This is a genomic window from Pseudomonas sp. PSB18, assembly GCF_014596565.1.
Taxonomy (GTDB): Bacteria; Pseudomonadota; Gammaproteobacteria; order Pseudomonadales; family Pseudomonadaceae; genus Aquipseudomonas.
The window spans coordinates 101,079-124,543 of sequence record NZ_NOIN01000015.1; the positions used below are offsets into that span (position 1 = coordinate 101,079).

Annotated in this window: 20 protein-coding genes and 1 other RNA gene; 18 read left to right on the forward strand and 3 right to left on the reverse strand. The window is 62.6% G+C overall.

Annotated features, from left to right (window positions below; all coding sequences use genetic code 11):
* Positions 1-16: 16 nt before the first annotated feature.
* The 18 genes from rsmI (at position 17) to lpxC (ending at position 19,461) form a co-directional block, all read left to right on the forward strand.
* Positions 17-889: a 16S rRNA (cytidine(1402)-2'-O)-methyltransferase gene (gene rsmI, locus CGA22_RS25340; RefSeq protein WP_041020577.1), complete on the forward strand. Its 873-nt coding sequence runs from the start codon at positions 17-19 to the stop codon at positions 887-889.
* 74 nt (positions 890-963) lie between these two features.
* An RNA gene (rnpB, locus tag CGA22_RS25345) (RNase P RNA component class A) lies at positions 964-1,317 on the forward strand.
* A gap of 307 nt (positions 1,318-1,624) precedes the next feature.
* The gene (gene mraZ, locus CGA22_RS25350; protein WP_003205355.1) at positions 1,625-2,080 is read left to right on the forward strand and encodes a division/cell wall cluster transcriptional repressor MraZ; all 456 of its coding nucleotides are present in this window, start codon (positions 1,625-1,627) and stop codon (positions 2,078-2,080) included.
* Positions 2,077-3,024, forward strand: coding sequence for a 16S rRNA (cytosine(1402)-N(4))-methyltransferase RsmH (rsmH, locus tag CGA22_RS25355; protein ID WP_041020576.1), 948 nt, complete (start codon positions 2,077-2,079; stop codon positions 3,022-3,024). The genes mraZ and rsmH overlap by 4 nt, the downstream gene beginning before the upstream one ends.
* Positions 3,021-3,314 carry a cell division protein FtsL gene (gene ftsL, locus CGA22_RS25360; protein WP_041020575.1) on the forward strand — a complete coding sequence of 98 codons (294 nt, stop codon included), beginning with the start codon at positions 3,021-3,023 and terminating at the stop codon, positions 3,312-3,314. Before rsmH ends, ftsL begins: the two co-directional genes overlap by 4 nt.
* The gene (locus tag CGA22_RS25365; RefSeq protein WP_177329221.1) at positions 3,314-5,053 is read left to right on the forward strand and encodes a peptidoglycan D,D-transpeptidase FtsI family protein; all 1,740 of its coding nucleotides are present in this window, start codon (positions 3,314-3,316) and stop codon (positions 5,051-5,053) included. Before ftsL ends, CGA22_RS25365 begins: the two co-directional genes overlap by 1 nt.
* Positions 5,053-6,516, forward strand: a complete 1,464-nt coding sequence (locus CGA22_RS25370) for a UDP-N-acetylmuramoyl-L-alanyl-D-glutamate--2,6-diaminopimelate ligase (protein ID WP_041020573.1) — start codon at positions 5,053-5,055, stop codon at positions 6,514-6,516. Before CGA22_RS25365 ends, CGA22_RS25370 begins: the two co-directional genes overlap by 1 nt.
* Positions 6,509-7,876 (forward strand): UDP-N-acetylmuramoyl-tripeptide--D-alanyl-D-alanine ligase, encoded by a 1,368-nt coding sequence (locus tag CGA22_RS25375; RefSeq protein WP_041020572.1) that lies wholly within the window; start codon positions 6,509-6,511, stop codon positions 7,874-7,876. The genes CGA22_RS25370 and CGA22_RS25375 overlap by 8 nt, the downstream gene beginning before the upstream one ends.
* Positions 7,876-8,958: a phospho-N-acetylmuramoyl-pentapeptide-transferase gene (mraY, locus tag CGA22_RS25380; RefSeq protein ID WP_041020571.1), complete on the forward strand. Its 1,083-nt coding sequence runs from the start codon at positions 7,876-7,878 to the stop codon at positions 8,956-8,958. The genes CGA22_RS25375 and mraY overlap by 1 nt, the downstream gene beginning before the upstream one ends.
* Positions 8,959-8,963: 5 nt before the next feature.
* Positions 8,964-10,310: a UDP-N-acetylmuramoyl-L-alanine--D-glutamate ligase gene (murD, locus tag CGA22_RS25385; protein WP_041020570.1), complete on the forward strand. Its 1,347-nt coding sequence runs from the start codon at positions 8,964-8,966 to the stop codon at positions 10,308-10,310.
* Positions 10,307-11,524, forward strand: coding sequence for a putative lipid II flippase FtsW (gene ftsW, locus CGA22_RS25390; protein WP_041020569.1), 1,218 nt, complete (start codon positions 10,307-10,309; stop codon positions 11,522-11,524). The genes murD and ftsW overlap by 4 nt, the downstream gene beginning before the upstream one ends.
* Positions 11,514-12,584, forward strand: coding sequence for an undecaprenyldiphospho-muramoylpentapeptide beta-N-acetylglucosaminyltransferase (gene murG / locus CGA22_RS25395; protein ID WP_041020568.1), 1,071 nt, complete (start codon positions 11,514-11,516; stop codon positions 12,582-12,584). Before ftsW ends, murG begins: the two co-directional genes overlap by 11 nt.
* Positions 12,577-14,037 (forward strand): UDP-N-acetylmuramate--L-alanine ligase, encoded by a 1,461-nt coding sequence (murC, locus tag CGA22_RS25400; RefSeq protein ID WP_041020567.1) that lies wholly within the window; start codon positions 12,577-12,579, stop codon positions 14,035-14,037. Before murG ends, murC begins: the two co-directional genes overlap by 8 nt.
* The gene (locus CGA22_RS25405) at positions 14,034-14,999 is read left to right on the forward strand and encodes a D-alanine--D-alanine ligase (protein ID WP_041020566.1); all 966 of its coding nucleotides are present in this window, start codon (positions 14,034-14,036) and stop codon (positions 14,997-14,999) included. Before murC ends, CGA22_RS25405 begins: the two co-directional genes overlap by 4 nt.
* 3 nt (positions 15,000-15,002) lie before the next feature.
* Positions 15,003-15,869 (forward strand): cell division protein FtsQ/DivIB, encoded by an 867-nt coding sequence (locus CGA22_RS25410; RefSeq protein WP_041020565.1) that lies wholly within the window; start codon positions 15,003-15,005, stop codon positions 15,867-15,869.
* 14 nt (positions 15,870-15,883) lie between these two features.
* Positions 15,884-17,143, forward strand: a complete 1,260-nt coding sequence (gene ftsA, locus CGA22_RS25415; protein WP_003205342.1) for a cell division protein FtsA — start codon at positions 15,884-15,886, stop codon at positions 17,141-17,143.
* Positions 17,144-17,243: 100 nt separating this feature from the next.
* On the forward strand, positions 17,244-18,437 hold the full coding sequence (gene ftsZ / locus CGA22_RS25420; protein ID WP_041020564.1) for a cell division protein FtsZ: 1,194 nt from the start codon (positions 17,244-17,246) through the stop codon (positions 18,435-18,437).
* 112 nt (positions 18,438-18,549) lie between these two features.
* A complete protein-coding gene (gene lpxC, locus CGA22_RS25425; protein ID WP_010452622.1) occupies positions 18,550-19,461 on the forward strand; it encodes a UDP-3-O-acyl-N-acetylglucosamine deacetylase in 912 nt (303 codons plus the stop codon).
* A 254-nt stretch (positions 19,462-19,715) separates the two neighbouring features.
* Here the strand turns inward: lpxC and CGA22_RS25430 are convergent, their stop codons facing one another.
* From CGA22_RS25430 to CGA22_RS25440, 3 genes are all read right to left on the reverse strand, one after another.
* Complete coding sequence (locus CGA22_RS25430) at positions 19,716-21,209, reverse strand: GGDEF domain-containing protein (RefSeq protein WP_041020563.1); 1,494 nt, start codon at positions 21,207-21,209, stop codon at positions 19,716-19,718.
* Between the two features lie 222 nt (positions 21,210-21,431).
* Positions 21,432-22,811 (reverse strand): heavy metal sensor histidine kinase, encoded by a 1,380-nt coding sequence (locus CGA22_RS25435; protein ID WP_041020562.1) that lies wholly within the window; start codon positions 22,809-22,811, stop codon positions 21,432-21,434.
* Complete coding sequence (locus CGA22_RS25440; RefSeq protein WP_041020561.1) at positions 22,786-23,460, reverse strand: heavy metal response regulator transcription factor; 675 nt, start codon at positions 23,458-23,460, stop codon at positions 22,786-22,788. Before CGA22_RS25440 ends, CGA22_RS25435 begins: the two co-directional genes overlap by 26 nt.
* Positions 23,461-23,465 lie beyond the last annotated feature (5 nt).

Below are 23,465 nucleotides of genomic sequence, written 5' to 3' on the forward strand. Positions count from 1 at the left end.
TTGTGAGGTGCGCGTTTTGACTGCTCCAGGTGCTTTGAATTCCGCTGCGGGCTCGCTTTATGTGGTGGCGACGCCCATCGGCAACCTGGACGACATCAGTGCGCGGGCGCTGAAGATCCTGCGGGAGGTCGCCCTGATCGCGGCGGAAGACACCCGTCATTCCCAGCGGCTGCTGCAGCATTTCGGCATCTCCACGCCGCTGGCCGCTTGCCACGAACATAATGAGCGGGACGAGGGCAGTCGTTTCATCACGCGCCTGTTGGCGGGTGATAACGTCGCGCTGATCTCCGATGCGGGCACGCCGCTGATTTCCGACCCCGGCTACCACCTGGTGCGCCAGGCCCGCGCGGCGGGCATCAACGTGGTGCCGGTGCCTGGCGCCTGTGCCTTGATCGCGGCGTTGTCGGCGGCCGGCCTGCCATCGGACCGCTTCATCTTCGAAGGCTTCCTGCCGGCCAAGGCCGTGGGGCGTCGGGCGCGCCTGGAGTCTATAAAGGAAGAGCCGCGCACGCTGATCTTCTACGAGGCGCCGCACCGTATCCTCGAGTGCCTGCAAGATATGGAGCTGGTGTTCGGCCCCGAGCGTCCGGCGCTCCTGGCGCGTGAGCTGACCAAGACCTTCGAAACCCTCAAGGGATTGCCGCTGGCGCAGTTGCGAGCCTTCGTCGAAAGCGACAGCAACCAGCAGCGTGGCGAATGTGTCGTACTGGTGGCGGGTTGGACCGCGCCGGAGAGTGAAGAGGCCGTCAGTAGCGAAGCGATGCGCATCCTGGATCTGCTGCTCGAGGAGATGCCGCTCAAGCGTGCGGCCGCCCTGGCTGCGCAAATCACCGGCGAGCGCAAGAACGTGCTGTATCAGGTCGCGCTGGACCGGCAGAAGACCCGGTAAAACCGGACAGGCAACATGGCCAAAGGCTTTTAGCGCTTGTTCTTCAGGCGCTCTGCCGTTAACCTTCGCGGCGGAGAGTCGATCGGACAGTCGCTGCCCTCTATGAGAATTGGAGGGGGGAGGAAAGTCCGGGCTCCATAGGGCGAAGTGCCAGGTAATGCCTGGGAGGCGTGAGCCTACGGAAAGTGCCACAGAAAATAACCGCCTAAGCGTTTCGGCGCCGGTAAGGGTGAAAAGGTGCGGTAAGAGCGCACCGCACGGCTGGCAACAGTTCGTGGCTAGGTAAACCCCACTTGGAGCAAGACCAAATAGGGTCCCAAGGCGTGGCCCGCGCTGGGACCGGGTAGGTTGCTAAAGATGTCCAGTGATGGCCATCGTAGACGAATGACTGTTCAAGACAGAACCCGGCTTACAGATCGACTCTCCACCTTTTCCCTTCCTGCCGAAATCACTGGCAGACGCATTTCCTAAGACCAAAAAAATCTTACTCTTAACAAATCACTTTAACTTGTGAGCGCAGCTTCCTGTGGTTGCTCGGGTTGAGGTGAAAAATCCTACGTCAGATTCTTGTTGGCCCTCCTAAAACGCTCCTAAATCTCCGATCTATAAGGCTTTTCCTTCAATCCGCGCCTTGACGGTGCGGTAGGCGCATTCCTATAGTGTGCGCGAGTGGAGGAAAGTGGCATGAAGTGGGTTTTTTGGACGTAAAACGCTAGATTTTGGAGAAACGCTGACGTGTTTCGCGGAGCCAACGCTATCAGTCTCGATGCAAAGGGCCGTCTCGCCATGCCGAGCCGGTACCGTGACGAGCTCGTTTCGCGTAGTTCCGGTCAGTTGATCGTCACGATCGATGCCGTTGACCCTTGTCTATGTGTCTACCCGTTGGATGAATGGGAAATCATCGAAACCAAACTGCGCGCACTGCCTTCGCTGCGTGAAGAAAACCGCCGGCTGCAACGTTTGCTGATCGGTAATGCCGTCGACCTGGAGCTCGATGGCAGCGGTCGTTTCCTGGTTCCACCGCGCCTGCGCGAGTACGCCAAGCTGGACAAGCGCGCGATGCTGGTGGGCCAACTGAACAAGTTCCAATTGTGGGACGAAGATGCCTGGAATGCGGTTTCCGCCGCCGACCTCGCTGCTATTCAACAACCGGGCGCCATGCCCGATGAACTGCGTGATCTGATCCTGTGACTATAAATAGCGGCTTTAACCACATCACCGTACTGCTTGACGAGGCCGTCGAGGCCCTCGCCGTACGTCCTGATGGCTGCTATCTGGACGGCACGTTCGGGCGCGGTGGGCACAGCCGGCTGATTCTCAGCCAGCTCGGGCCGGATGGCCGGCTGCTGGGATTCGACAAGGATCCTCAAGCGATTGCCACCGGGCAAGCGCTGGCGGCCGAAGACGGCCGCTTTGTCATTGTGCAGCGCAGCTTTGCGGAGCTGGGTTCGGAGGTCGCCGAGCGGGGCCTGGCCGGCAAGGTCAACGGGATCCTGCTCGACCTGGGTGTCTCTTCGCCACAACTGGACGATCCTGAGCGCGGTTTCAGTTTCCTCAATGATGGCCCGCTGGACATGCGCATGGATCCGTCTCGCGGAATCAGCGCCGCCGAATTCGTCAACACCGCGCCGGTGGAGGAAATCGCCCGTGTCTTCAAGGAGTACGGCGAAGAGCGTTTCTCCGGACGCATGGCGCGCGCCGTTGTGGAGCGCCGTGACATCAAGCCATTCGAGCGCACCGGCGACCTGGCCGAAGTGCTGAAAGTCGCCAACCCGGCGTGGGAGAAGGGCAAGAACCCGGCGACCCGAGCCTTCCAGGGATTGCGCATCCACGTCAATAACGAACTGGGCGACCTCGAGGCCGGCCTTGAAGCCGCCCTGGAAGTGCTGGAGATCGGCGGTCGCCTGGTGGTGATCAGCTTCCATTCCCTGGAAGACCGCATCGTCAAGCTGTTCATGCGCAAGCTCACCAAGGGCGAGGCCGACAACCTGCCGCGCAACCTGCCGGTGCGTTTCGAGGCCTTCGTGCCGAAAATCAAGATCCATGGCAAGGCGCAGTTTGCCTCCGAGGCGGAGCTCAAGGCCAATCCCCGGGCCCGTAGCGCCGTCATGCGTGTTGCGGAGAAGTTGCGGTGAGCAAGCTTTTCGCCAAGCCCCTGCCGGGCGGCAGCTTTTTCATGCTGCTCCTGTTCATCGGCGTGCTCGTGTCGGCCATCGGCGTGTCCTATAGCGCGCACTGGAACCGGCAGTTGCTCAATACGCTTTATAACGAACTGAGCGTGCGCGACAAGGCGCAGGCCGAGTGGGGCCGGTTGATCCTGGAGCAGAGCACCTGGACTGCCCACAGCCGCATCGAAGTATTGGCCACCGAACAGCTGAAAATGCGCATCCCGAATGCTGCTGAAGTGCAGATGGTGGCGCCATGATGAAGCTCGAAGGGGCGCTGTTCCCGTGGCGGTTCCGTCTGGTCCTTGGGCTGCTCGGGATCATGGTGGCTGCCATCTCCTGGCGCATCATCGACCTGCAAGTGGTCGACCGTGACTTCCTCAAGGGGCAAGGCGATGCCCGCAGCGTGCGGCATATCCCGATCCCGGCTCACCGTGGCCTGATCACCGACCGCAACGGCGAACCCCTGGCCGTGAGTACCCCGGTGACCACCTTGTGGGCAAACGCCAAGGAAATGCAGTTGGCCAAGGAAAAGTGGCCGGCCCTGGCTGCCGCCCTCGGGCAGGATCCGAAAGCGCTGGCCGAGCGTCTTGAAGCCCAGGCCAATAAAGAGTTCATCTATCTGGTGCGCGGGTTGACGCCCGAGCAGGGCCAGAGCGTGCTCGACCTGAAGGTGCCGGGCGTCTATGGCATCGAAGAGTTCCGGCGTTTTTATCCGGCCGGTGAAGTGACGGCCCACATGGTCGGCTTTACCGACATCGATGACCGGGGACGCGAAGGTGTGGAACTGGCTTATGACGAATGGCTCGCCGGGGTCGCCGGCAAGCGCCAGGTCATCAAGGACCGGCGCGGCAGGCTGATCAAGGATGTCCAGGTCACCAAAAACGCCAAGGCCGGCAAGCCCTTGGCGTTGTCCATTGACCTGCGCCTGCAATACCTGGCCAACCGTGAACTGCGCAATGCCATCGTCGAGAACGGTGCCAAGGCTGGCAGCCTGGTGATCATGGACGTGAAAACGGGCGAGATCCTGGCCATGGTCAACCAGCCCACCTACAACCCGAACAACCGTCGCAACCTGCAACCGGCGATGATGCGCAACCGCGCGATGATCGACGTGTTCGAGCCGGGTTCGACCATGAAAGCCGTTTCCATGGCCGCGGCGCTGGAAACCGGACGCTGGAAGCCGAGCGACACCGTCGAGGTGTATCCGGGGACCTTGCAGATCGGCAAGTACACCATTCGCGACGTGTCCAAGACCGAAGGCCCGGTGCTTGACCTGACCGGCATCCTGATCAACTCCAGTAACGTCGGTATGAGCAAGATCGCCTTCGACATCGGCGGCGAGACCATCTATCGCCTGGCGCAGAAGATCGGTCTCGGCCAGGACACCGGCCTGGGCTTCCCTGGCGAGCGTGTCGGCAACCTGCCGAATTACCGCGAGTGGCGCAAGGCCGAGACGGCAACCCTGTCCTACGGCTACGGTGTCTCCGTGACGGCGATCCAACTGGTCCACGCGTTCTCGGCGTTGGCCAACAACGGCCGCATCGCGCCGCTGACCCTGATCAAGACCGACAAGCCGCCGCAGACCACCCAGGTGATCCCCGAGAACGTCGCCAAGACCATGCAGGGCATGTTGCAGCAGGTGATCGAGGCGCCGCGCGGCGTGTTCCGCGCCCAGGTACCGGCCTATCACGTCGCCGGCAAATCGGGTACGGCCCGCAAGACCTCCGTGGGCACCAAGGGTTATGCCGAAAACTCCTACCGCTCGCTGTTCGCCGGTTTCGGCCCGATGAGTGACCCGCGCTACGCCATCGTTGTGGTCATCGACGAGCCGAGCAAGGCGGGCTACTTCGGTGGCCTGGTGTCGGCGCCGGTATTCAGCAAGGTCATGTCCGGCACCCTGCGCCTGATGAACGTCACCCCGGATAACCTGCCGCCCACCCAGCAGGCGAGCACCGCGCCGGTCGTCCCTTTGAAAGCCGATGGAGGGCGTGGCTGATGTCCCTGAGCCTGAACAAGATTTTTGCCCACGCCGGTCACGATCTGCTGATTCGCGAACTGGCCCTGGACAGCCGCAACGTCCGCGCCGGGGACCTGTTCCTGGCCGTGCCGGGCGGACGGTACGACGGCCGCGCCCACATTGCCGATGCCTTGCAGCGCGGCGCGGCTGCCGTGGCGTATGAAGTGGAAGGCGCGACTGTGCTGCCGATCACCGATGTGCCGCTGATTCCGGTCAAGGGCCTTGCGGCGCAGCTATCGGACATCGCCGGGCGCTTTTATGGCGAGCCGAGCCGTCACCTGAACCTGATTGGCGTGACCGGTACCAACGGCAAGACCAGCGTCACCCAACTGGTGGCCCAGGCGCTGGACCTGCTGGGGCAGCATTGCGGCATTGTCGGAACGCTGGGCAACGGCTTCCACGGTGCACTGGTGAGCGGCCTGCACACCACGCCAAACCCGATTGCCGTGCAGGCGACCTTGGCCGACCTGAAAAAGGCCGGCGCCAAGGCGGTTGCGATGGAAGTTTCCTCTCATGGCCTGGACCAGGGGCGCGTTACCGCCCTGGCGTTCGACATTGCCGTATTGACCAATCTGTCCCGGGATCACCTGGACTATCACGGCACCATGCAGGCCTATGGCGAAGCCAAGGCCAAGCTGTTTGCCTGGAACAACCTGAAGTGCCGGGTCATCAACCTCGACGATGAGTTCGGCCGGCAATTGGCGGCCAAACAGGCCGAGTCCCGGTTGATCACCTACAGCCTGGAAGATGCCAGCGCGCACCTTTATATACGCCAGGCGCAATTCGACGACGAGGGCGTGCGAGCCACGCTGGTCACGCCGCAGGGCGAGCACCATCTGCGCAGCACCTTGCTGGGGCGCTTCAACCTGAGCAATGTATTGGCCGCCATCGGCGCCTTGCTGGGGCTGGACTACGCGCTGGATGAAATCCTCAAGGTCCTGCCGAAGCTCGAAGGCCCGGCCGGTCGCATGCAGCGCCTGGGTGGCGGTACTCAACCGCTGGTGGTGGTTGATTACGCCCACACCCCCGACGCCCTTGAAAAAGTCCTGATGGCCCTGCGGCCTCACGCCAAAGGCAAACTGCTTTGCCTGTTCGGCTGCGGCGGCGACCGTGATCGCGGCAAGCGCCCGCTGATGGCCGAGGTGGTGGAGCGGTTGGCCGATGGCGTACTCGTCACCGACGACAACCCACGCAGCGAAGACCCGATGCAGATTTTCGATGACATCCGTGCCGGATTTTCGGCGGCGGACAAGGTGACCTTCGTGGCGGGTCGCGGCCAGGCGATTGCCCAGTTGATCGCCAGCGCTTCGGCGGACGATGTGGTCGTCCTGGCTGGCAAGGGGCACGAGGATTACCAGGAAATCAACGGCGTGCGCCATGACTTCTCCGATCTGGTCGAGGCCGATCACGCCTTGACCGCCTGGGAGGTGGCCCATGCTTAAAGCCTTGAAACTCAGCGAGCTGACCAGCGCCCTGAATGCGCGACTCATCGCGGCGGACGCCCGTTTCGACGGCGTCAGCATCGACAGCCGGGCCATTGCCCCGGGACAACTGTTCGTCGCCTTGGCCGGGCCGCGTTTTGACGGCCACGATTACCTGAATGACGTGGCGGCCAAAGGTGCGGTCGCGGCATTGGTCGAGCGCGAAGTCACCAACAGTGCGCTGCCACAACTGCTGGTTGGCGATACCCGCCAGGCCCTGGGCCAGCTCGGCGCACTGAACCGTGCGGCATTCGGCAATCCGGTCGCGGCCATCACCGGTTCCAGCGGCAAGACCACGGTCAAGGAAATGCTCGCCAGCATTCTGCGTACCCGTGGTCCGGTGCTGGCGACTCGGGGCAACCTGAACAATGACCTCGGCGTACCGTTGACCCTGCTCGAACTGGCGCCGGAGCACAGCGCGGCCGTCATCGAGCTGGGTGCCTCGCGGCTGGGCGAGATTGCCTACACCGTGGGCATGACCAAGCCTCACGTCGCCGTGCTCAACAACGCCGGGACCGCCCATGTCGGCGAGTTCGGCGGCCCGGAAAAAATCGTCGAGGCCAAGGGTGAAATCATCGAAGGGCTGGAAGCCGATGGCGTCGCCGTATTGAATCTCGACGACAAGGCGTTCGACATCTGGAAGACGCGGGCGGGTGAGCGCAAGGTGCTGACGTTTGCCCTGAGCAACCTCGCCGCGAACTTCTACGCCAGCGACCTGGACCGCGATGCCCGTGGTTGCCCGGCCTTCAACCTGCACAGTCCCGACGGTTCGGAGCGGGTCCAGTTGAACCTGCTCGGCACCCATAACGTCGCCAATGCCCTGGCTGCCGCCGCTGCCGCCCATGCGCTGGGCGTGTCCCTGCCGGGCATCGTCGCAGGCTTGAACGCCGTGCAACCGGTCAAGGGGCGCACGGTTGCGCAACTGGCCAGCAACGGCATGCGAGTGATCGACGACACCTACAATGCCAACCCGACGTCCATGTGCGCGGCGGTGGATATCCTCGCCGGTTTCTCCGGCCGCACCGTGCTGGTGCTGGGAGACATCGGCGAATTGGGGGATTGGGCGCAACAGGGGCACCACGATGTCGGTGCCTATGCCCGTGGCAAAGTCGATGCGCTGTATGCCGTCGGCCCGCTGATGGCCCATGCCGTCGCCGCGTTCGGCGAACACGCACAGCATTTCACCACTCAGGCCGACCTGATCCAGGCCCTGGGTGCCGAGCAGGACCCGAACACCACCTTATTGATCAAGGGCTCTCGTAGCGCAGCGATGGAAAACATCGTCGCAGCGCTGTGCGGCACCCGTACGGAGAAACATTGATGCTGCTGCTGCTAGCGGAGTACCTGCAACAGTTCTACAAAGGCTTCGCGGTCTTCCAATACCTGACCCTGCGCGGGATCCTGGGTGTGCTGACCGCGTTGTCGTTGTCGCTGTTCCTGGGCCCGTGGATGATCCGCACCCTGCAGAACCTGCAAATCGGCCAGTCGGTGCGTAACGACGGGCCGCAGTCGCATCTGTCCAAATCCGGCACCCCGACCATGGGCGGCGCGTTGATCCTGTCGTCCATCGGCGTCAGCACCTTGCTCTGGGCCGACCTGGCGAACCGCTATGTCTGGACCGTGCTGCTGGTAACCCTGTTGTTCGGCGCCATCGGCTGGGTCGACGACTACCGCAAGGTCATCGAGAAGAACTCCCGTGGGCTGCCGAGCCGCTGGAAGTATTTCTGGCAGTCGGTGTTCGGCCTGGGCGCGGCGATCTTCCTTTATATGACCGCCGCTTCGCCGGTGGAAACCACCCTGATCCTGCCGATGCTCAAGGACTACAGCATTCCGCTGGGCGCAGGCTTCGTCGTGCTGACCTACCTGGTGATCGTCGGTTCGAGCAACGCGGTCAACCTCACGGACGGCCTCGACGGCCTGGCGATCATGCCAACGGTCATGGTCGGCGGCGCGCTGGGGATCTTCTGCTACCTGTCGGGCAACGTGAAATTCGCCGAATACCTGCTGATCCCCTACGTGCCTGGGGCGGGTGAGCTGATCGTGTTCTGCGGCGCATTGATCGGCGCCGGCCTGGGTTTCCTCTGGTTCAACACCTATCCGGCCCAGGTCTTCATGGGTGACGTCGGCGCGCTGGCGCTGGGCGCCGCCCTGGGCACCATCGCCGTCATCGTTCGCCAGGAAATCGTCCTGTTCATCATGGGCGGCGTGTTCGTGATGGAGACCCTGTCAGTGGTCATTCAGGTTGCATCCTTTAAATTGACCGGCCGCCGCGTATTCCGCATGGCGCCGATCCACCACCATTTTGAACTCAAGGGCTGGCCGGAGCCGCGCGTGATCGTCCGTTTCTGGATCATCACCGTGATTCTGGTGCTGATCGGCCTTGCCACCCTGAAGCTGAGGTAGAACGAGTGTCCCTGATCGCTTCTGACCACTTCCGCATCGTTGTCGGCCTCGGCAAGAGCGGCATGTCCCTGGTTCGCTTCCTGGCGAGCCGGGGCGTGTCGTTTGCCGTGGCCGATACGCGGGAGAATCCGCCTGAGCTGGCCACGCTGCGGCGTGACTATCCGCAGGTGGACGTGCGTTGTGGCGAGCTGGACGTCGAATTCCTGTGCCGCGCCGACGAGCTCTACGTGAGCCCCGGCCTGGCCCTCGCGACGCCGGCCCTGCAGGCCGCTGCTGCCCGTGGCGTGAAATTGTCCGGTGATATCGAGCTGTTCGCGCGTAACGCCAAGGCGCCGATCATCGCCATCAGCGGCTCCAATGCGAAAAGCACCGTCACCACCCTGGTGGGCGAAATGGCCGCGGCGGCCGGCAAGCGGGTCGCCGTGGGCGGCAACCTCGGTACCCCGGCGCTGGACCTGCTCAGCGACGACGTCGAGCTGTACGTGATGGAGCTGTCGAGCTTCCAGCTCGAGACCACTGATCATCTCGGCGCCGAAGTGGCGACCGTGCTCAACATCAGCGAAGACCACATGGACCGCTACAGCGGCCTGCCGGCTTATCACCTGGCCAAGCACCGGATTTTCCGGGGAGCCCGGCAAGTGGTGTTCAACCGCCAGGATGCCCTGACCCGTCCGCTGCTGGGCGAGGGCATGCCGTGCTGGTCCTTCGGCCTGGGCGTACCGGACTTCAAGGGCTTCGGGTTGCGTGAAGAGAACGGCGAGAAATACCTGGCCTTCGAATTCCAGAACCTGATGCCGGTGCGCGAGCTGAAAATCCGTGGCGCCCATAACCAGGCCAACGCGTTGGCGGCCCTGGCCCTTGGGCATGCGGTCGGCCTGCCGTTCGACGCCATGCTGTCGGCGCTGCGGACCTTCGCCGGTCTCGAACACCGCTGCCAGTGGGTTCGCGACCTGGATGGCGTGGCCTGGTACAACGACTCCAAGGCCACCAACGTGGGAGCCGCGCTGGCCGCCATCGAGGGCCTGGGTGCAGACATCGAAGGCAAGCTCGTGCTGATCGCCGGTGGCGATGGCAAGGGTGCCGACTTCAAGGACCTGCGCGATCCGGTGGCGGCCAACTGCCGTGCCGTGGTGTTGATGGGACGTGACCGCGAATTGATCGCCAAGGCCATTGGCGACGGCGTACCGCTGGTTCGCGTCGGTTCGCTGGACGAAGCCGTGCAGCAATGCCGCGCCCTCGCTCAACCGGGCGATGCCGTCCTGCTGTCGCCGGCCTGCGCCAGTTTCGACATGTTCAAGAACTACGAAGAGCGCGGGCAGTTGTTCGCCCGGGCCGCGGAGGACTTGGCATGAGCCTGAGAAACGTCATCAAGCCGTATCCGTCGCCACTGATCACCGGACGTGGCATCGACCTGGATTTCCCGATGCTCGCCGGTTGCCTGGCATTGCTGGGCCTGGGTCTGGTGATGATCACTTCCGCGTCGTCGGAAGTGGCTGCCGTGCAATCCGGCAACACCCTGTACCACATGATCCGCCACCTGGTTTACCTGGTGATCGGCCTGGGCGCCTGTGTCGTCACCATGATGGTGCCGATCGCCACCTGGCAGCGCCTGGGCTGGATGATGCTGCTCGGCGCCTTTGGCCTGCTGGTGATGGTGCTGGTGCCGGGTATTGGCCGCGAGGTCAACGGTTCGATGCGCTGGATCGGTTTCAGTTTCTTCAACGTACAGCCCTCGGAAATCGCCAAGGTCTTCGTGGTGCTTTTCCTCGCCGGTTATCTGGTGCGTCGCCAGAAAGAAGTGCGCGAGAGCTGGATGGGCTTCTTCAAGCCGTTCATCGTGTTGCTGCCCATGGCGGGCCTGCTGCTGATGGAACCCGACTTCGGCGCCACGGTGGTGATGATGGGCGCGGCGGCGGCGATGCTGTTCCTGGGCGGGGTCGGGCTGTTCCGCTTCATTCTGATGGTGGCGCTGGCGGTGGCTGCCGTGACGGTACTGGTGCAGGCGCAACCCTATCGGATGGCGCGCCTGATCACCTTTACCGACCCGTGGGCCGACCAGTTCGGTTCCGGTTATCAACTGACCCAGGCGCTGATCGCCTTCGGGCGCGGCGAATGGCTGGGCGTGGGCCTGGGCAACAGCGTGCAGAAGCAGTTCTACCTGCCGGAAGCCCACACCGACTTCGTGTTCTCGGTGCTGGCCGAAGAACTGGGCGTGGTGGGGTCGTTGTGCACCGTGGCCCTGTTCGTGTTCGTCTGCGTGCGCGGCATGTACATCGGCTTGTGGGCCGAGAAGGCCAAGCAGTTCTTCGCCGCTTATGTGGCCTATGGCCTGTCGTTCCTGTGGATTGGTCAGTTCCTGATCAACATCGGTGTGAACGTCGGCCTGCTGCCGACCAAGGGCCTGACGCTGCCTTTCCTCAGTTATGGCGGCAGCTCCCTGGTGATCTGCTGTGCCTGCCTCGGTTTGCTGCTGCGCATCGAATGGGAGAGCCGGACGCACCTGGGCAGCGAAGAGATGGAATTCCAGGAGAGCGACTTCGCCGAGGAGCCGACTCATGGGCGCTAACGTGCTGATCATGGCCGGTGGCACCGGCGGGCATGTCTTCCCGGCGTTGGCCTGTGCCCGGGAATTCCAGGCGCGTGGCTACACCGTGCACTGGCTGGGCACGCCACGGGGCATCGAGAACGAACTGGTTCCCGGTGCGGGTCTGGAATTGCACCGGATCAATGCCAGCGGTCTGCGGGGTAAGGGCAAGCTGTCCTTGCTCAAGGCGCCCCTGATGCTGCTCAAGTCGGTCTGGCAGGCACGGGCGATCATTCGTCGGTTGCGGCCGGTCTGTGTGGTCGGGTTCGGTGGTTATGTGACCGGTCCTGGCGGTGTTGCGGCGAAACTGGCCGGCGTGCCGGTGATCGTTCACGAGCAGAACGCCGTCGCCGGTACCGCCAATCGGTTACTGGTGCCGTTGGCCGCCCGGGTCTGTGAAGCCTTTCCCGACACCTTTACCCTGTCGGGCAGCCGCCGCACCACCGGCAATCCGGTGCGTAACGAGCTGTTTCTCGACACTCCGCGCCCGGCCTTGGCCGGACGCAAGGCGCGTTTGCTGGTCCTGGGTGGAAGCCTGGGGGCAGAGCCGTTGAACAAATTGCTGCCCGAAGCCTTGTCGCAGGTCGCTTCCGAACTGCGGCCGGAAGTCTTTCACCAGGCCGGCAAGCACCACGATGAAGTGACCGCCGAGCGCTACCGCGCCGCAGGCGTCGAGGCGCAAGTGCAGCCTTTCATCAAAGACATGGCCCAAGCCTATGGCTGGGCCGACCTGGTGATCTGTCGCGCCGGCGCGCTGACCATCAGTGAACTGGCTGCCGCCGGTCTGCCCTCGATGCTGGTGCCTTTGCCCCACGCCATCGACGATCACCAGACCCGCAATGCCGATTATTTGGCCCGCGAAGGCGCTGCCTTCCTGCTGCCGCAAAGAACGACCGGCGCCGCGGATCTTGCCGCCCGCCTGACAGAGGTCTTGATGCAACCGCAACGACTTGAAGACATGGCCCGCGCTGCGCGCCGCCTGGCCAAACCCGATGCAACGGCCCAAGTGGTCGATACCTGCCTGGAGGTGGCCCATGGTTGAGAATCGCAAAGCCATGCCACAACCGGAGATGCGCCGTATCCGCCGCATCCACTTCGTCGGTATCGGCGGCGTGGGCATGTGCGGGATTGCCGAAGTGCTGCTTAACCTGGGCTATCAGGTCTCCGGTTCCGACTTGAAGGCTTCGCCGGTTACCGAGCGCCTGGAATCCTTTGGCGCCCAGATCTTTATCGGCCACCGTGCCGAGAACGCCGCCAATGCCGATGTGCTGGTGGTTTCCAGTGCCGTGAACACGTCCAACCCGGAAGTCGCCACGGCCCTGGAGCGCCGCATTCCGGTGGTGCCACGTGCCGAGATGCTGGCCGAGCTGATGCGCTATCGCCACGGCATCGCCGTGGCCGGTACCCACGGCAAGACCACCACCACCAGCCTGATCGCCTCGGTGTTCGCCGCCGGCGGCCTGGACCCGACGTTCGTGATCGGCGGTCGTCTGAATGCCGCGGGCACCAATGCCCAACTGGGCACCAGCCGCTACCTGATCGCCGAAGCCGACGAGAGTGATGCGAGCTTCCTGCACCTGCAGCCGCTGGTGGCCGTGGTCACCAACATCGATGCCGACCACATGGCCACCTATGGCGGCGACTTCAACAGGTTGAAGAAGACCTTCGTCGAGTTCCTCCACAACCTGCCGTTCTACGGTTTGGCGGTGGTGTGCATGGATGACCCGGTGGTGCGCGAGATTTTACCGCTGATCAAGCGCCCGACCGTGACCTACGGTTTCGGCGAAGAAGCCGACGTGCGCGCCATCAACGTGCGCCAGCAGGGCATGCAGACGTTCTTCACCGTGCTGCGTCCCGACCGCGAGCCGCTGGACGTGTCGGTGAACATGCCGGGCAACCACAACGTGCTCAATGCCTTGGCCACCATCTGCATTGCTACCGATGAAGGCGTCAGCGATGAGGCCATTGTCCAGGGGCTGTCAGGTTTCCAGGGCGTGGGTCGACGCTTCCAGGTCTACGGCGAGCTGCCGGTGGATGGCGGCAACGTGATGCTGGTGGACGACTACGGCCACCACCCGACCGAAGTCGCGGCGGTGATCAAAGCTGTGCGCGGTGGTTGGCCGGAGCGCCGCCTGGTGATGGTCTACCAGCCGCACCGCTACAGCCGCACCCGCGACCTGTACGACGATTTCGTCCAGGTGCTGGCCGACGCCAACGTGCTGCTGTTGATGGAAGTCTATCCGGCCGGCGAAGAGCCGATCCCGGGGGCCGACAGCCGTCAGTTGTGCCACAGCATCCGCCAGCGCGGTCAATTGGACCCGATCTACATCGAGCGCGGCGTGGACCTCGCGCCGTTGGTCAAGCCGCTGCTGCGCGCCGGCGACATCCTGTTGTGCCAAGGGGCCGGTGATATCGGTGGCCTGGCGCCGAAACTGTTGAAAAGTCCGTTATTCGCCGGTGCCATCGTGGCCTCCAGCGAGGGGAAACTGAAATGACTGCTGCCTACGCCAACCTGGTGTCCACCCTTGACCCGAAAGCCTTCGGCCGCGTCGCCGTGCTGTTCGGTGGCAAGAGTGCCGAGCGCGAGGTGTCCCTCAAGTCCGGCAAGGCCGTGCTCGAAGCCCTGCAAAGCGCCGGCGTCGATGCATTCGGCATCGACGTGGGCGATGACTTCCTGCAGCGCCTGCTGAGCGAAAAGATCGACCGTGCGTTCATCATCCTCCATGGACGCGGTGGTGAAGACGGCAGCATGCAAGGCCTGCTCGAATGCCTGGGCATTCCCTACACCGGCAGCGGCATCCTGGCGTCGGCCCTGGCGATGGACAAGCTGCGCACCAAGCAGGTCTGGCACAGCCTCGGCATCCCGACGCCGCGGCATGCCGTCCTGGCGTCCGAGGCCGACTGTATTTCGGCGGCCACGGAACTGGGCTTCCCTTTGATCGTCAAACCGGCCCATGAAGGTTCAAGTATCGGCATGGCGAAAGTGAATTCGCTGCCTGAGTTGACCGCGGCATGGAAAGACGCCAGTTCCTACGATTCGCAAGTGTTGGTCGAGCAATGGATCACCGGTCCCGAGTTCACCATCGCCACCCTGCGCGACCAGGTGTTGCCGCCGATTGCGCTGGGCACGCCTCACACGTTCTACGACTACGACGCCAAGTACGTGGCCAATGACACCCAGTACCGCATTCCCTGCGGGCTGGACAGCACCAAGGAAAAAGAACTGATGGACCTCACGGCCAAGGCCTGTGAGGCGCTGGGTATTGCCGGTTGGGGACGGGCGGACGTGATGCAGGACGCCGATGGGCAGTTCTGGTTCCTGGAAGTCAACACCGCGCCCGGCATGACCGATCATAGCCTGGTACCGATGGCGGCCCGTGCCGCCGGTCTGGATTTCCAGCAACTGGTGCTGTCGATCCTGGCTGCCAGTGTCGGCACTCAAGAGCCAAGAGGTTAAGCCATGCAAGGCGCATCGCTTCGTCATCAGCCATCCGCACCCGGCCGCAAGCCGGTGCCGCGGGGTGCCAGCCGAATGGTGGCCAAAGAGCCGATGTCGGCGCGCTTGCCGAAAGCCAACTTTGGTTTTCTCAAGAGCCTGTTCTGGCCGGTGCTGCTGGTGGTGTTGGGGTTCGGTACGTATGAAGGCGCCCAACGGTTGCTGCCTTACGCCGATCGGCCGATTGCCCGGATCAACGTCCAGGGCGACCTGAGCTACATCAGCCAGCAGGCGGTGCAACAGCGGATCGCCCCGTTCGTGGCGTCGAGCTTCTTCACCATCGATCTGGCGGGCATGCGCACGGAACTGGAGCAGATGCCCTGGATTGCCCATGCCGAAGTCCGGCGCGTGTGGCCCGATCAGGTCTCGATCCGCCTGGAAGAACAACTGCCGGTGGCCCGCTGGGGCGACGAATCGCTGTTGAACAACCAGGGCCAGGCGTTCACGCCGCGGGAACTGGCCAACTACGAACATTTGCCACAGTTGTTCGGCCCGCAGCGGGCTCAGCAGCAGGTGATGCAGCAATACCAGGTATTGAGTCAGATGTTGCGGCCGTTGGGCTTCTCCATCGCACGCCTGGAATTGCGCGAACGCGGCAGCTGGTTCCTGACCACTGGCGCGGGCAGCTCGGGGCCGGGCATCGAGCTGCTGCTCGGGCGCGGCAACCTGGTGGAAAAGATGCGCCGTTTCATCGCCATCTATGACAAGACGCTCAAAGAACAGATTACGAACATCGCGCGCATCGATCTGCGCTACGCCAATGGCCTGGCTGTTGGCTGGCGGGAACCGGTAGCGCCCACGACGGCCCAACCCGCCGTCGCGAAGAATTAAGAAGAGGCAGGACCATGGCAAACGTGCAAAGCGGAAAAATGATCGTCGGGCTGGATATCGGCACTTCCAAGGTGGTTGCGCTGGTAGGCGAGGTCGCGGACGACGGCACGCTGGTCATCGTCGGGATCGGTACCCATCCGTCCCGTGGCCTGAAGAAAGGGGTGGTGGTGAACATCGAGTCCACCGTGCAGTCGATCCAGCGCGCCATCGAAGAAGCGCAGCTGATGGCCGGTTGCCGGATCCACTCGGCGTTCGTTGGCGTGGCGGGCAATCACATCCGCAGCCTGAACTCCCACGGTATCGTCGCGATCCGTGATCGCGAAGTCAGCTCCGCCGACCTCGAGCGGGTGCTCGACGCGGCACAGGCCGTGGCGATTCCGGCCGACCAGCGGGTGCTGCACACCCTGCCGCAGGATTACGTGATCGACAACCAGGAAGGCGTGCGCGAGCCCCTGGGCATGTCCGGCGTGCGCCTGGAAGCCAAGGTCCACGTGGTGACCTGCGCCGTGAACGCTGCGCAGAACATCGAGAAATGCGTGCGCCGTTGCGGCCTGGAAATCGACGACATCATCCTCGAGCAACTGGCTTCGGCCTACTCGGTACTGACCGACGACGAGAAAGAACTGGGCGTGTGCCTGGTGGACATCGGCGGCGGCACCACCGACATCGCGATCTTCACCGAAGGCGCCATTCGTCACACCGCGGTGATCCCGATTGCCGGTGACCAGGTGACCAACGACATCGCCATGGCGTTGCGCACCCCGACCCAGTATGCCGAGGAAATCAAGATCCGCTATGCCTGCGCCCTGGCGAAACTGGCCGGTGCCGGTGAAACCATCAAGGTGCCGAGCGTCGGCGACCGTCCTCCGCGCGAGCTGTCCCGCCAGGCCCTGGCCGAGGTGGTCGAGCCGCGCTACGACGAACTGTTCACGCTGATCCAGGCCGAGCTGCGCCGCAGCGGCTACGAAGACCTGATCCCGGCCGGCATCGTGCTGACCGGCGGTACGTCGAAAATGGAAGGCGCAGTCGAGCTGGCCGAGGAAATCTTCCACATGCCGGTACGCCTGGGCGTGCCCCATGGCGTCAAGGGTCTGGATGACGTGGTGCGCAACCCGATCTATTCCACCGGCGTGGGCCTGTTGATGTACGGCCTGCAGAAGCAGTCCGACGGGATCTCGTTCTCGGGCATCGGCAGCCGCGACAGCTACAGCAGCGACGAGCCGAAGGCGCCGCTGTTCGAGCGGCTCCAGGCGTGGGTCAAAGGCAATTTCTGATACAGGTTTCAGGCTTCGGGCGGCAGGTTTCAGGCCTGCCACCGGAAGGGCAACAAACGCAGTAGGCGAAAAAAAACTAGAGAATGTAAGGAGAGGGAAAATGTTCGAACTCGTAGACAACATCCCCGCTAGCCCGGTTATCAAAGTAATCGGTGTCGGCGGTGGCGGCGGCAACGCTGTCAACCACATGGTCAAGAGCAACATCGAAGGCGTCGAGTTCATCTGCGCCAACACCGATGCTCAAGCGCTGAAGAACATTGGCGCGCGGACCATCCTGCAACTGGGTACCGGCGTGACCAAGGGCCTGGGTGCCGGCGCGAATCCCGAGGTTGGCCGTCAGGCTGCCCTGGAAGACCGCGAGCGCATCGCTGAAGTCCTGGCCGGCACCAATATGGTGTTCATCACCACGGGCATGGGCGGTGGTACCGGTACCGGTGCAGCGCCGATCATTGCCGAAGTGGCCAAGGAAATGGGCATCCTCACCGTTGCGGTAGTGACCCGTCCGTTCCCGTTCGAAGGCCGCAAGCGCATGCAGATTGCCGATGAAGGCATCCGCGCGCTGAGCGAAAGCGTCGACTCGTTGATCACCATTCCCAACGAGAAACTGCTGACCATCCTCGGTAAAGACGCCAGCCTGCTGTCGGCTTTCGCCAAGGCCGATGACGTACTGGCCGGTGCCGTTCGTGGTATCTCCGACATCATCAAGCGTCCGGGTATGATCAACGTCGACTTCGCCGACGTACGCACCGTAATGTCCGAAATGGGCATGGCGATGATGGGCACTGGCTGCGCCAGCGGTCCGAACCGTGCTCGCGAAGCCACCGAAGCGGCCATCCGCAACCCGTTGCTCGAAGATGTGAACCTGCAGGGCGCCCGTGGCATCCTGGTGAACATCACCGCAGGTCCCGACCTGTCGCTGGGCGAGTACTCCGACGTGGGTAGCATCATCGAAGCGTTCGCTTCCGACCACGCCATGGTCAAGGTCGGCACCGTGATCGATCCGGACATGCGTGACGAGCTGCACGTGACCGTGGTTGCCACCGGCCTGGGTGCGAAAATCGAGAAGCCGATGAAGGTCATCGACAACACCGTCCAGACCACAATGGCCTCGCAGCCTCAGCAGCAAGCCCCCGTTCGTCAGGAACAGCCTGCGGTGAACTACCGCGACCTGGACCGTCCGACCGTCATGCGCAACCAGGCCCAGGCCGGTGCTGCGACTGCCGCGAAGATGAATCCGCAAGACGATCTGGACTACCTGGATATCCCGGCCTTCCTGCGTCGTCAGGCCGATTGATGAAATGTATCAGGGGTATTCGGGTGATTGGTGTTCAGCAAAGGTCTGGTCTGCTATCATCGCCAGCCTTTGTTGATACCAGTTCGCAATTTGCGCTGAAGCGGCCCATGCCATGATTAAACAACGCACCCTGAAGAATATTATCCGTGCCACAGGTGTCGGCCTGCACTCCGGCGAGAAGGTCTACCTGACCCTCAAGCCCGCGCCTGTCGACACCGGCATTGTGTTTTGTCGTGCCGACCTCGACCCTGTGGTGCAGATTCCTGCTCGCGCGGAAAATGTTGGTGAAACCACCATGTCGACCACACTGGTCAACGGTGACACCAAAGTGGATACGGTGGAGCATTTGCTCTCGGCCATGGCTGGCCTGGGCATCGATAACGCCTACGTCGAGCTCTCCGCGTCCGAAGTCCCGATCATGGATGGCAGCGCCGGACCCTTCGTATTCCTGATTCAATCGGCTGGCCTGGAAGAGCAGGACGCGGCCAAGAAGTTCATCCGCATCCTGCGGGAAGTGACAGTGGAAGACGGCGACAAGCGCGCCACTTTCGTCCCTTTCGATGGTTTCAAGGTGAGCTTCGAGATCGATTTCGATCACCCGGTTTTCCGTGACCGCACCCAGAGTGCTAGCGTGGATTTTTCCAGCACTTCGTTTGTAAAAGAAGTCAGCCGCGCCCGTACCTTTGGTTTCATGAGTGACATCGAGTACCTGCGCAAGCACAACCTCGCACTCGGCGGCAGTGTTGAAAATGCGATCGTGGTCGATTCCGATGGCGTGTTGAACGAAGACGGCCTTCGCTATGAAGACGAATTCGTCAAACACAAGATCCTCGATGCAATCGGCGACCTCTACCTGCTGGGCAATAGCCTGATTGGTGAGTTCAAGGGCTTCAAGTCCGGCCACGCACTGAACAACCAGCTGCTGCGCAAGTTGATTGAGCAGAAAGATGCTTGGGAAGTCGTGACGTTCGAAGATGCCAGTACCGCACCGATCTCTTACATGCGCCCTGTTGCGGCCGTGTAAGCAAAAAACCTCTCTAGTTTTTTAAGGGCTGCCTTCGGGTGGCCTTTTTTTATGGCTGTCAGAGAAGTATTTGTGGCGAGGGATTTATCTGTGGTGGGGGGATTTATCTGTGGCGAGGGGATTTATCCCCGCTGGGCTGCGTAGCAGCCCTATCACTATGGACTCAATCCGTCTGACCCACCGAGTTGCCTGGTTTTGGGGCTGCTCCGCAGCCCAGCGGGGATAAATCCCCTCGCCACAGGAGCACCGGGGCATTACATCGCGCAGACCACGCAATTGCGTCCGCTGGCCTTGGCCTGGTACAGCGCCTTGTCGGCGGCGAACAGGAGCTGTTCGAAGTCGTCATACGGTCCCTGTGACCAAGTCGCGATGCCGATGCTGACGGTCATGGGCGCCTCGCCCGGCCGGACGGGCAGTTGTTCCACTGCTTCGCGAATGCTCTGGGCCAGGGCAAATGCTCCGGCAGTGTTGGTTTCCGGCAACACCACCGAAAACTCTTCACCGCCATAGCGGGCGGCCAGGTCGGCTGGACGACGGACACGTTCACCGATCAGTCGCGCCAAGGCCCGCAGTGCTTCGTCACCCTGTTGATGGCCATGGCGATCATTGAATGCCTTGAAGTGGTCGGCATCGACCATCAGCACCGACAACGGTTGGCCCGAGCGCAAGGCCCGTAGCCATTCTCTTTGCAGTGTCTCATCCAGGGCCCTGCGGTTGGCCAGGCCCGTCAGCGGATCAGTCGCCGCCCGCTTGGCCAATTCCCGTTCAGCACGATGGCGGCGTCTCAATTCGCGGCGCAGTAGCCAGGTGAGCCAGAGCAGGCCGACGCACAGCGCGCCGGTAGCGCCGCTGACGATCAGCGTTGTGCGTAGCCATGAAGCAAAGACCTCTTCGGAGGAGAGCGCCACTACGACGATCAAGGGCAAGTCGCCGACCTGGGAAAAGGTGTAGAGGCGTTGTTTCTGGTCAAAACCGGAGATGCTGGTGAAGCTGCCGTTACCTTCATGCAGGATGCGCACGAAATTCGGCCGGTTGCTGAAGTCCCTGCCGATCATGTCCTCGGCCAGGGGCGGTTCCTGTGCCAGCAGGATTCCGTCGCGGCTGATCAGGTTGACCGTACCGCCATGCCCGATGTTCAAGCTTCTGAACAATTGACTGAAGTAGCTCAAGCGCATCGCGGCTTCGGCCACGCCCAGGAAATCGCCTCGTTCGTCGCTAAGTCGTCGACTGAAACTGATACGCCAGTCGTGCTCGCCACTCCGGGCTCGGAAGGGGCGGCTGATCATCATCTCCGGGCTTGGGTTCTGGACGTGGGACTGGAAATACTCCCGCTCAGCATAATTACCGACACGTGGTTCGACCGAGGCCGAGTCAGCGATGACATCGCCTTGTTTGTTCAGTAGCAGGATGTCGCCTTTGTAAGGCGCAGCGGTGGAACGGTCGAACAGGGCCAGATGCCGGATGGCCGGGGAAACGTCTTTCAGGTCGTCGCGCTTGGCCGCGGCAATCAGGCCTTGCACCGACAAGTCGTAGAGTTCGACGTTGCGCAGCACATCGGCATCGATTAACTGCACGATATTGCTGGCCGCTCGTATCGCTGCTTCACGGGCGCTGGCGTGTTCGCGAATCAGCAGGAAGGTGACGATGCCCAGGATGGCAATGACAACCAGTGAGCTGGCCAGTACGAGGACCCGCTCTGAACGTATCGAAGGCGGGGTGCTGCCGGTTGTCGCACTGCTGGTGCTCATGATTCCGATGTCTATAGTGTCGATCCATTCCGAAGGGAGCATAGCTGGCAATTCAGCGGATGCTGGCCTTTTGCGGATTGTGCTTGGATCGGCGAGAGGGGGCAATCAGTGTTCGCGAAAAGCCGTAGCCGCCGGAGGCCAAGGTCTGCTGATTCTGGGCTAGTAGCCTTTCGCCCAGCATTCAATAGCCTGAAAAAAGGCGTCCGGATCGCTCGGTGCACGTCAGGTCGGTAACCGGATCCCGAAGGTGTTGGCACCCCGGTCGCTGTGCACGAATACATCCCCACCGTGCATCAGGGCGATTGCCCTGACGATGGCCAGCCCGAGTCCGTGGTTGGCGCCGCTGTTACTGCGGGAGGCATCGACCCGGTAGAAGCGTTCGAACAGCCGCGGCAGGTGTTCGGTGGCAATCGGTTCGCCAGGGTTGGTGACGGCGAGGGAGATCTGGTCGGCCTGGGCTTCGATGGTGACGTCGATGATTTGTCCCGGCGCGGTGTGCTGCACGGCGTTGCTCAACAGGTTGATCAGCGCCCGGCGCAGATGGGCGATCTCGATGCTGGCCTGGGCGTCACCATTGACCCGCACCTGGACCTGGGCGTCTTCGAGAATGAAGTCCAGGTAATCGAGGGTGGTGGCCACTTCGTCGGCCAACGATGTGGTGGTCAGCTTGGTGGCCTTGCTGCCTTGGTCGGCGCTGGCGAGGAAGAGCATGTCATTGATGATCGAGCGCAGTCGTTCCAGTTCCTCGAGGTTCGATTGCAGCACTTCGAAATAATGTTCGGCCGAACGGCCACGGGTCAGCGCTACCTGGGTCTGGCCGATCAGGTTGGTCAGGGGCGAGCGCAGTTCATGGGCGACATCGGCGTTGAACGACTCCAGGCGTGAGTAGGCCTGTTCGACCCGGTCGAGGGTGGCATTGAAAGAACTGACGAACTGACTGAGTTCCGGTGGCAACGGCGATAGCCGCAAACGCCCGGACAGGCGCGGAGGGGCCAGGCGCCGGGCTTCATCGGACAGCCTGATCAATGGCTTGAGGCCGATATGCGCGACCCAGTAGCCCAACAGGGACGCCAGCAGCACTCCGATAATCGCCAGGCTCACCAGGGCCACCAGCAGACGATGCTGGGTCTGGTAGAACGTCTCGGTGTCGATGCCGATCATGAAACGCAGCGGCGGTCGTTGGTCCTTGGCCGGAAACTGGCTCAGCAGCACTTTCATCGGGTAATGGCGGTTGGGCAATTGCAGGTCGCGTTTACCCAGTGGCCCTTGGGTGAAGGCACGGATCTGCGGGTCGGGATCGCCATATTCGAAGTGTGGATCACCGCTGACGATCCAGAAGTGGATGCGCTTGTCTTCCTCCCCCAGCAAACGCAGTTTGTTGTGGATCTTCACCCAGTGCTCGGGCGTACCGTAACGGCCCACCGTGGATTCGAGCACGCTGTAGCGGGCATCGAGTTCGGCTTCGGGCAACAGGCCCAGGCCTTTTTCGACCTGCTGGTACAAGGCGCCGCCGATCAGCAGGAATATCAGCGCGGCGACCAGGGTGAACAGGCCGCTGAGGCGTAGCGCGATACTGTTACTCACTGCGACTTTCCAGTACATAACCCATCCCGCGAATGGTGTGCAGCAACTTCCGCTCGAACGGCCCGTCGAGCTTGGCTCGCAGGCGTTTGATCGCCACTTCCACGACGTTGGCGTCGCTGTCGAAGTTGATGTCCCAGACCATTTCGGCAATGGCGGTCTTGGAGAGGATTTCACCCTGGCGGCGAGCCAGGACACTGAGCAGCGAGAACTCCTTGGCCGTCAGGTCCAGGCGTTGGCCGGCGCGGGTGGCCTTGCGGCTGATCAGATCGATCCACAGGTCGGCGATGCTCACCTGCACCGGTTCATGGCCGCCGCTGCGGCGGGTCAGGGCTTGCAGGCGAGCCACCAGTTCCAGGAAGGAGAACGGTTTGCCCAGGTAGTCGTCGGCGCCGTCGCGCAGGCCCTTGATGCGGTCTTCGACCCGTTCCCGGGCGGTGAGCATGATCACCGGGGTCTGCTTGCGAGCGCGCAGGGCGCGCAGCACGCCGAAGCCATCCAGGCCCGGCAGCATCACGTCGAGCACGATCACCGCATATTCGCTTTCCAGGGCCAGGTGCAGCCCTTCGACGCCGTCGGGGGCTACGTCCACGATGTAGCCCTGTTCAGTCAGGCCACGATGCAGGTAGTCCGCGGTTTTTTCTTCGTCTTCGATGATCAGAACGCGCATGGCCC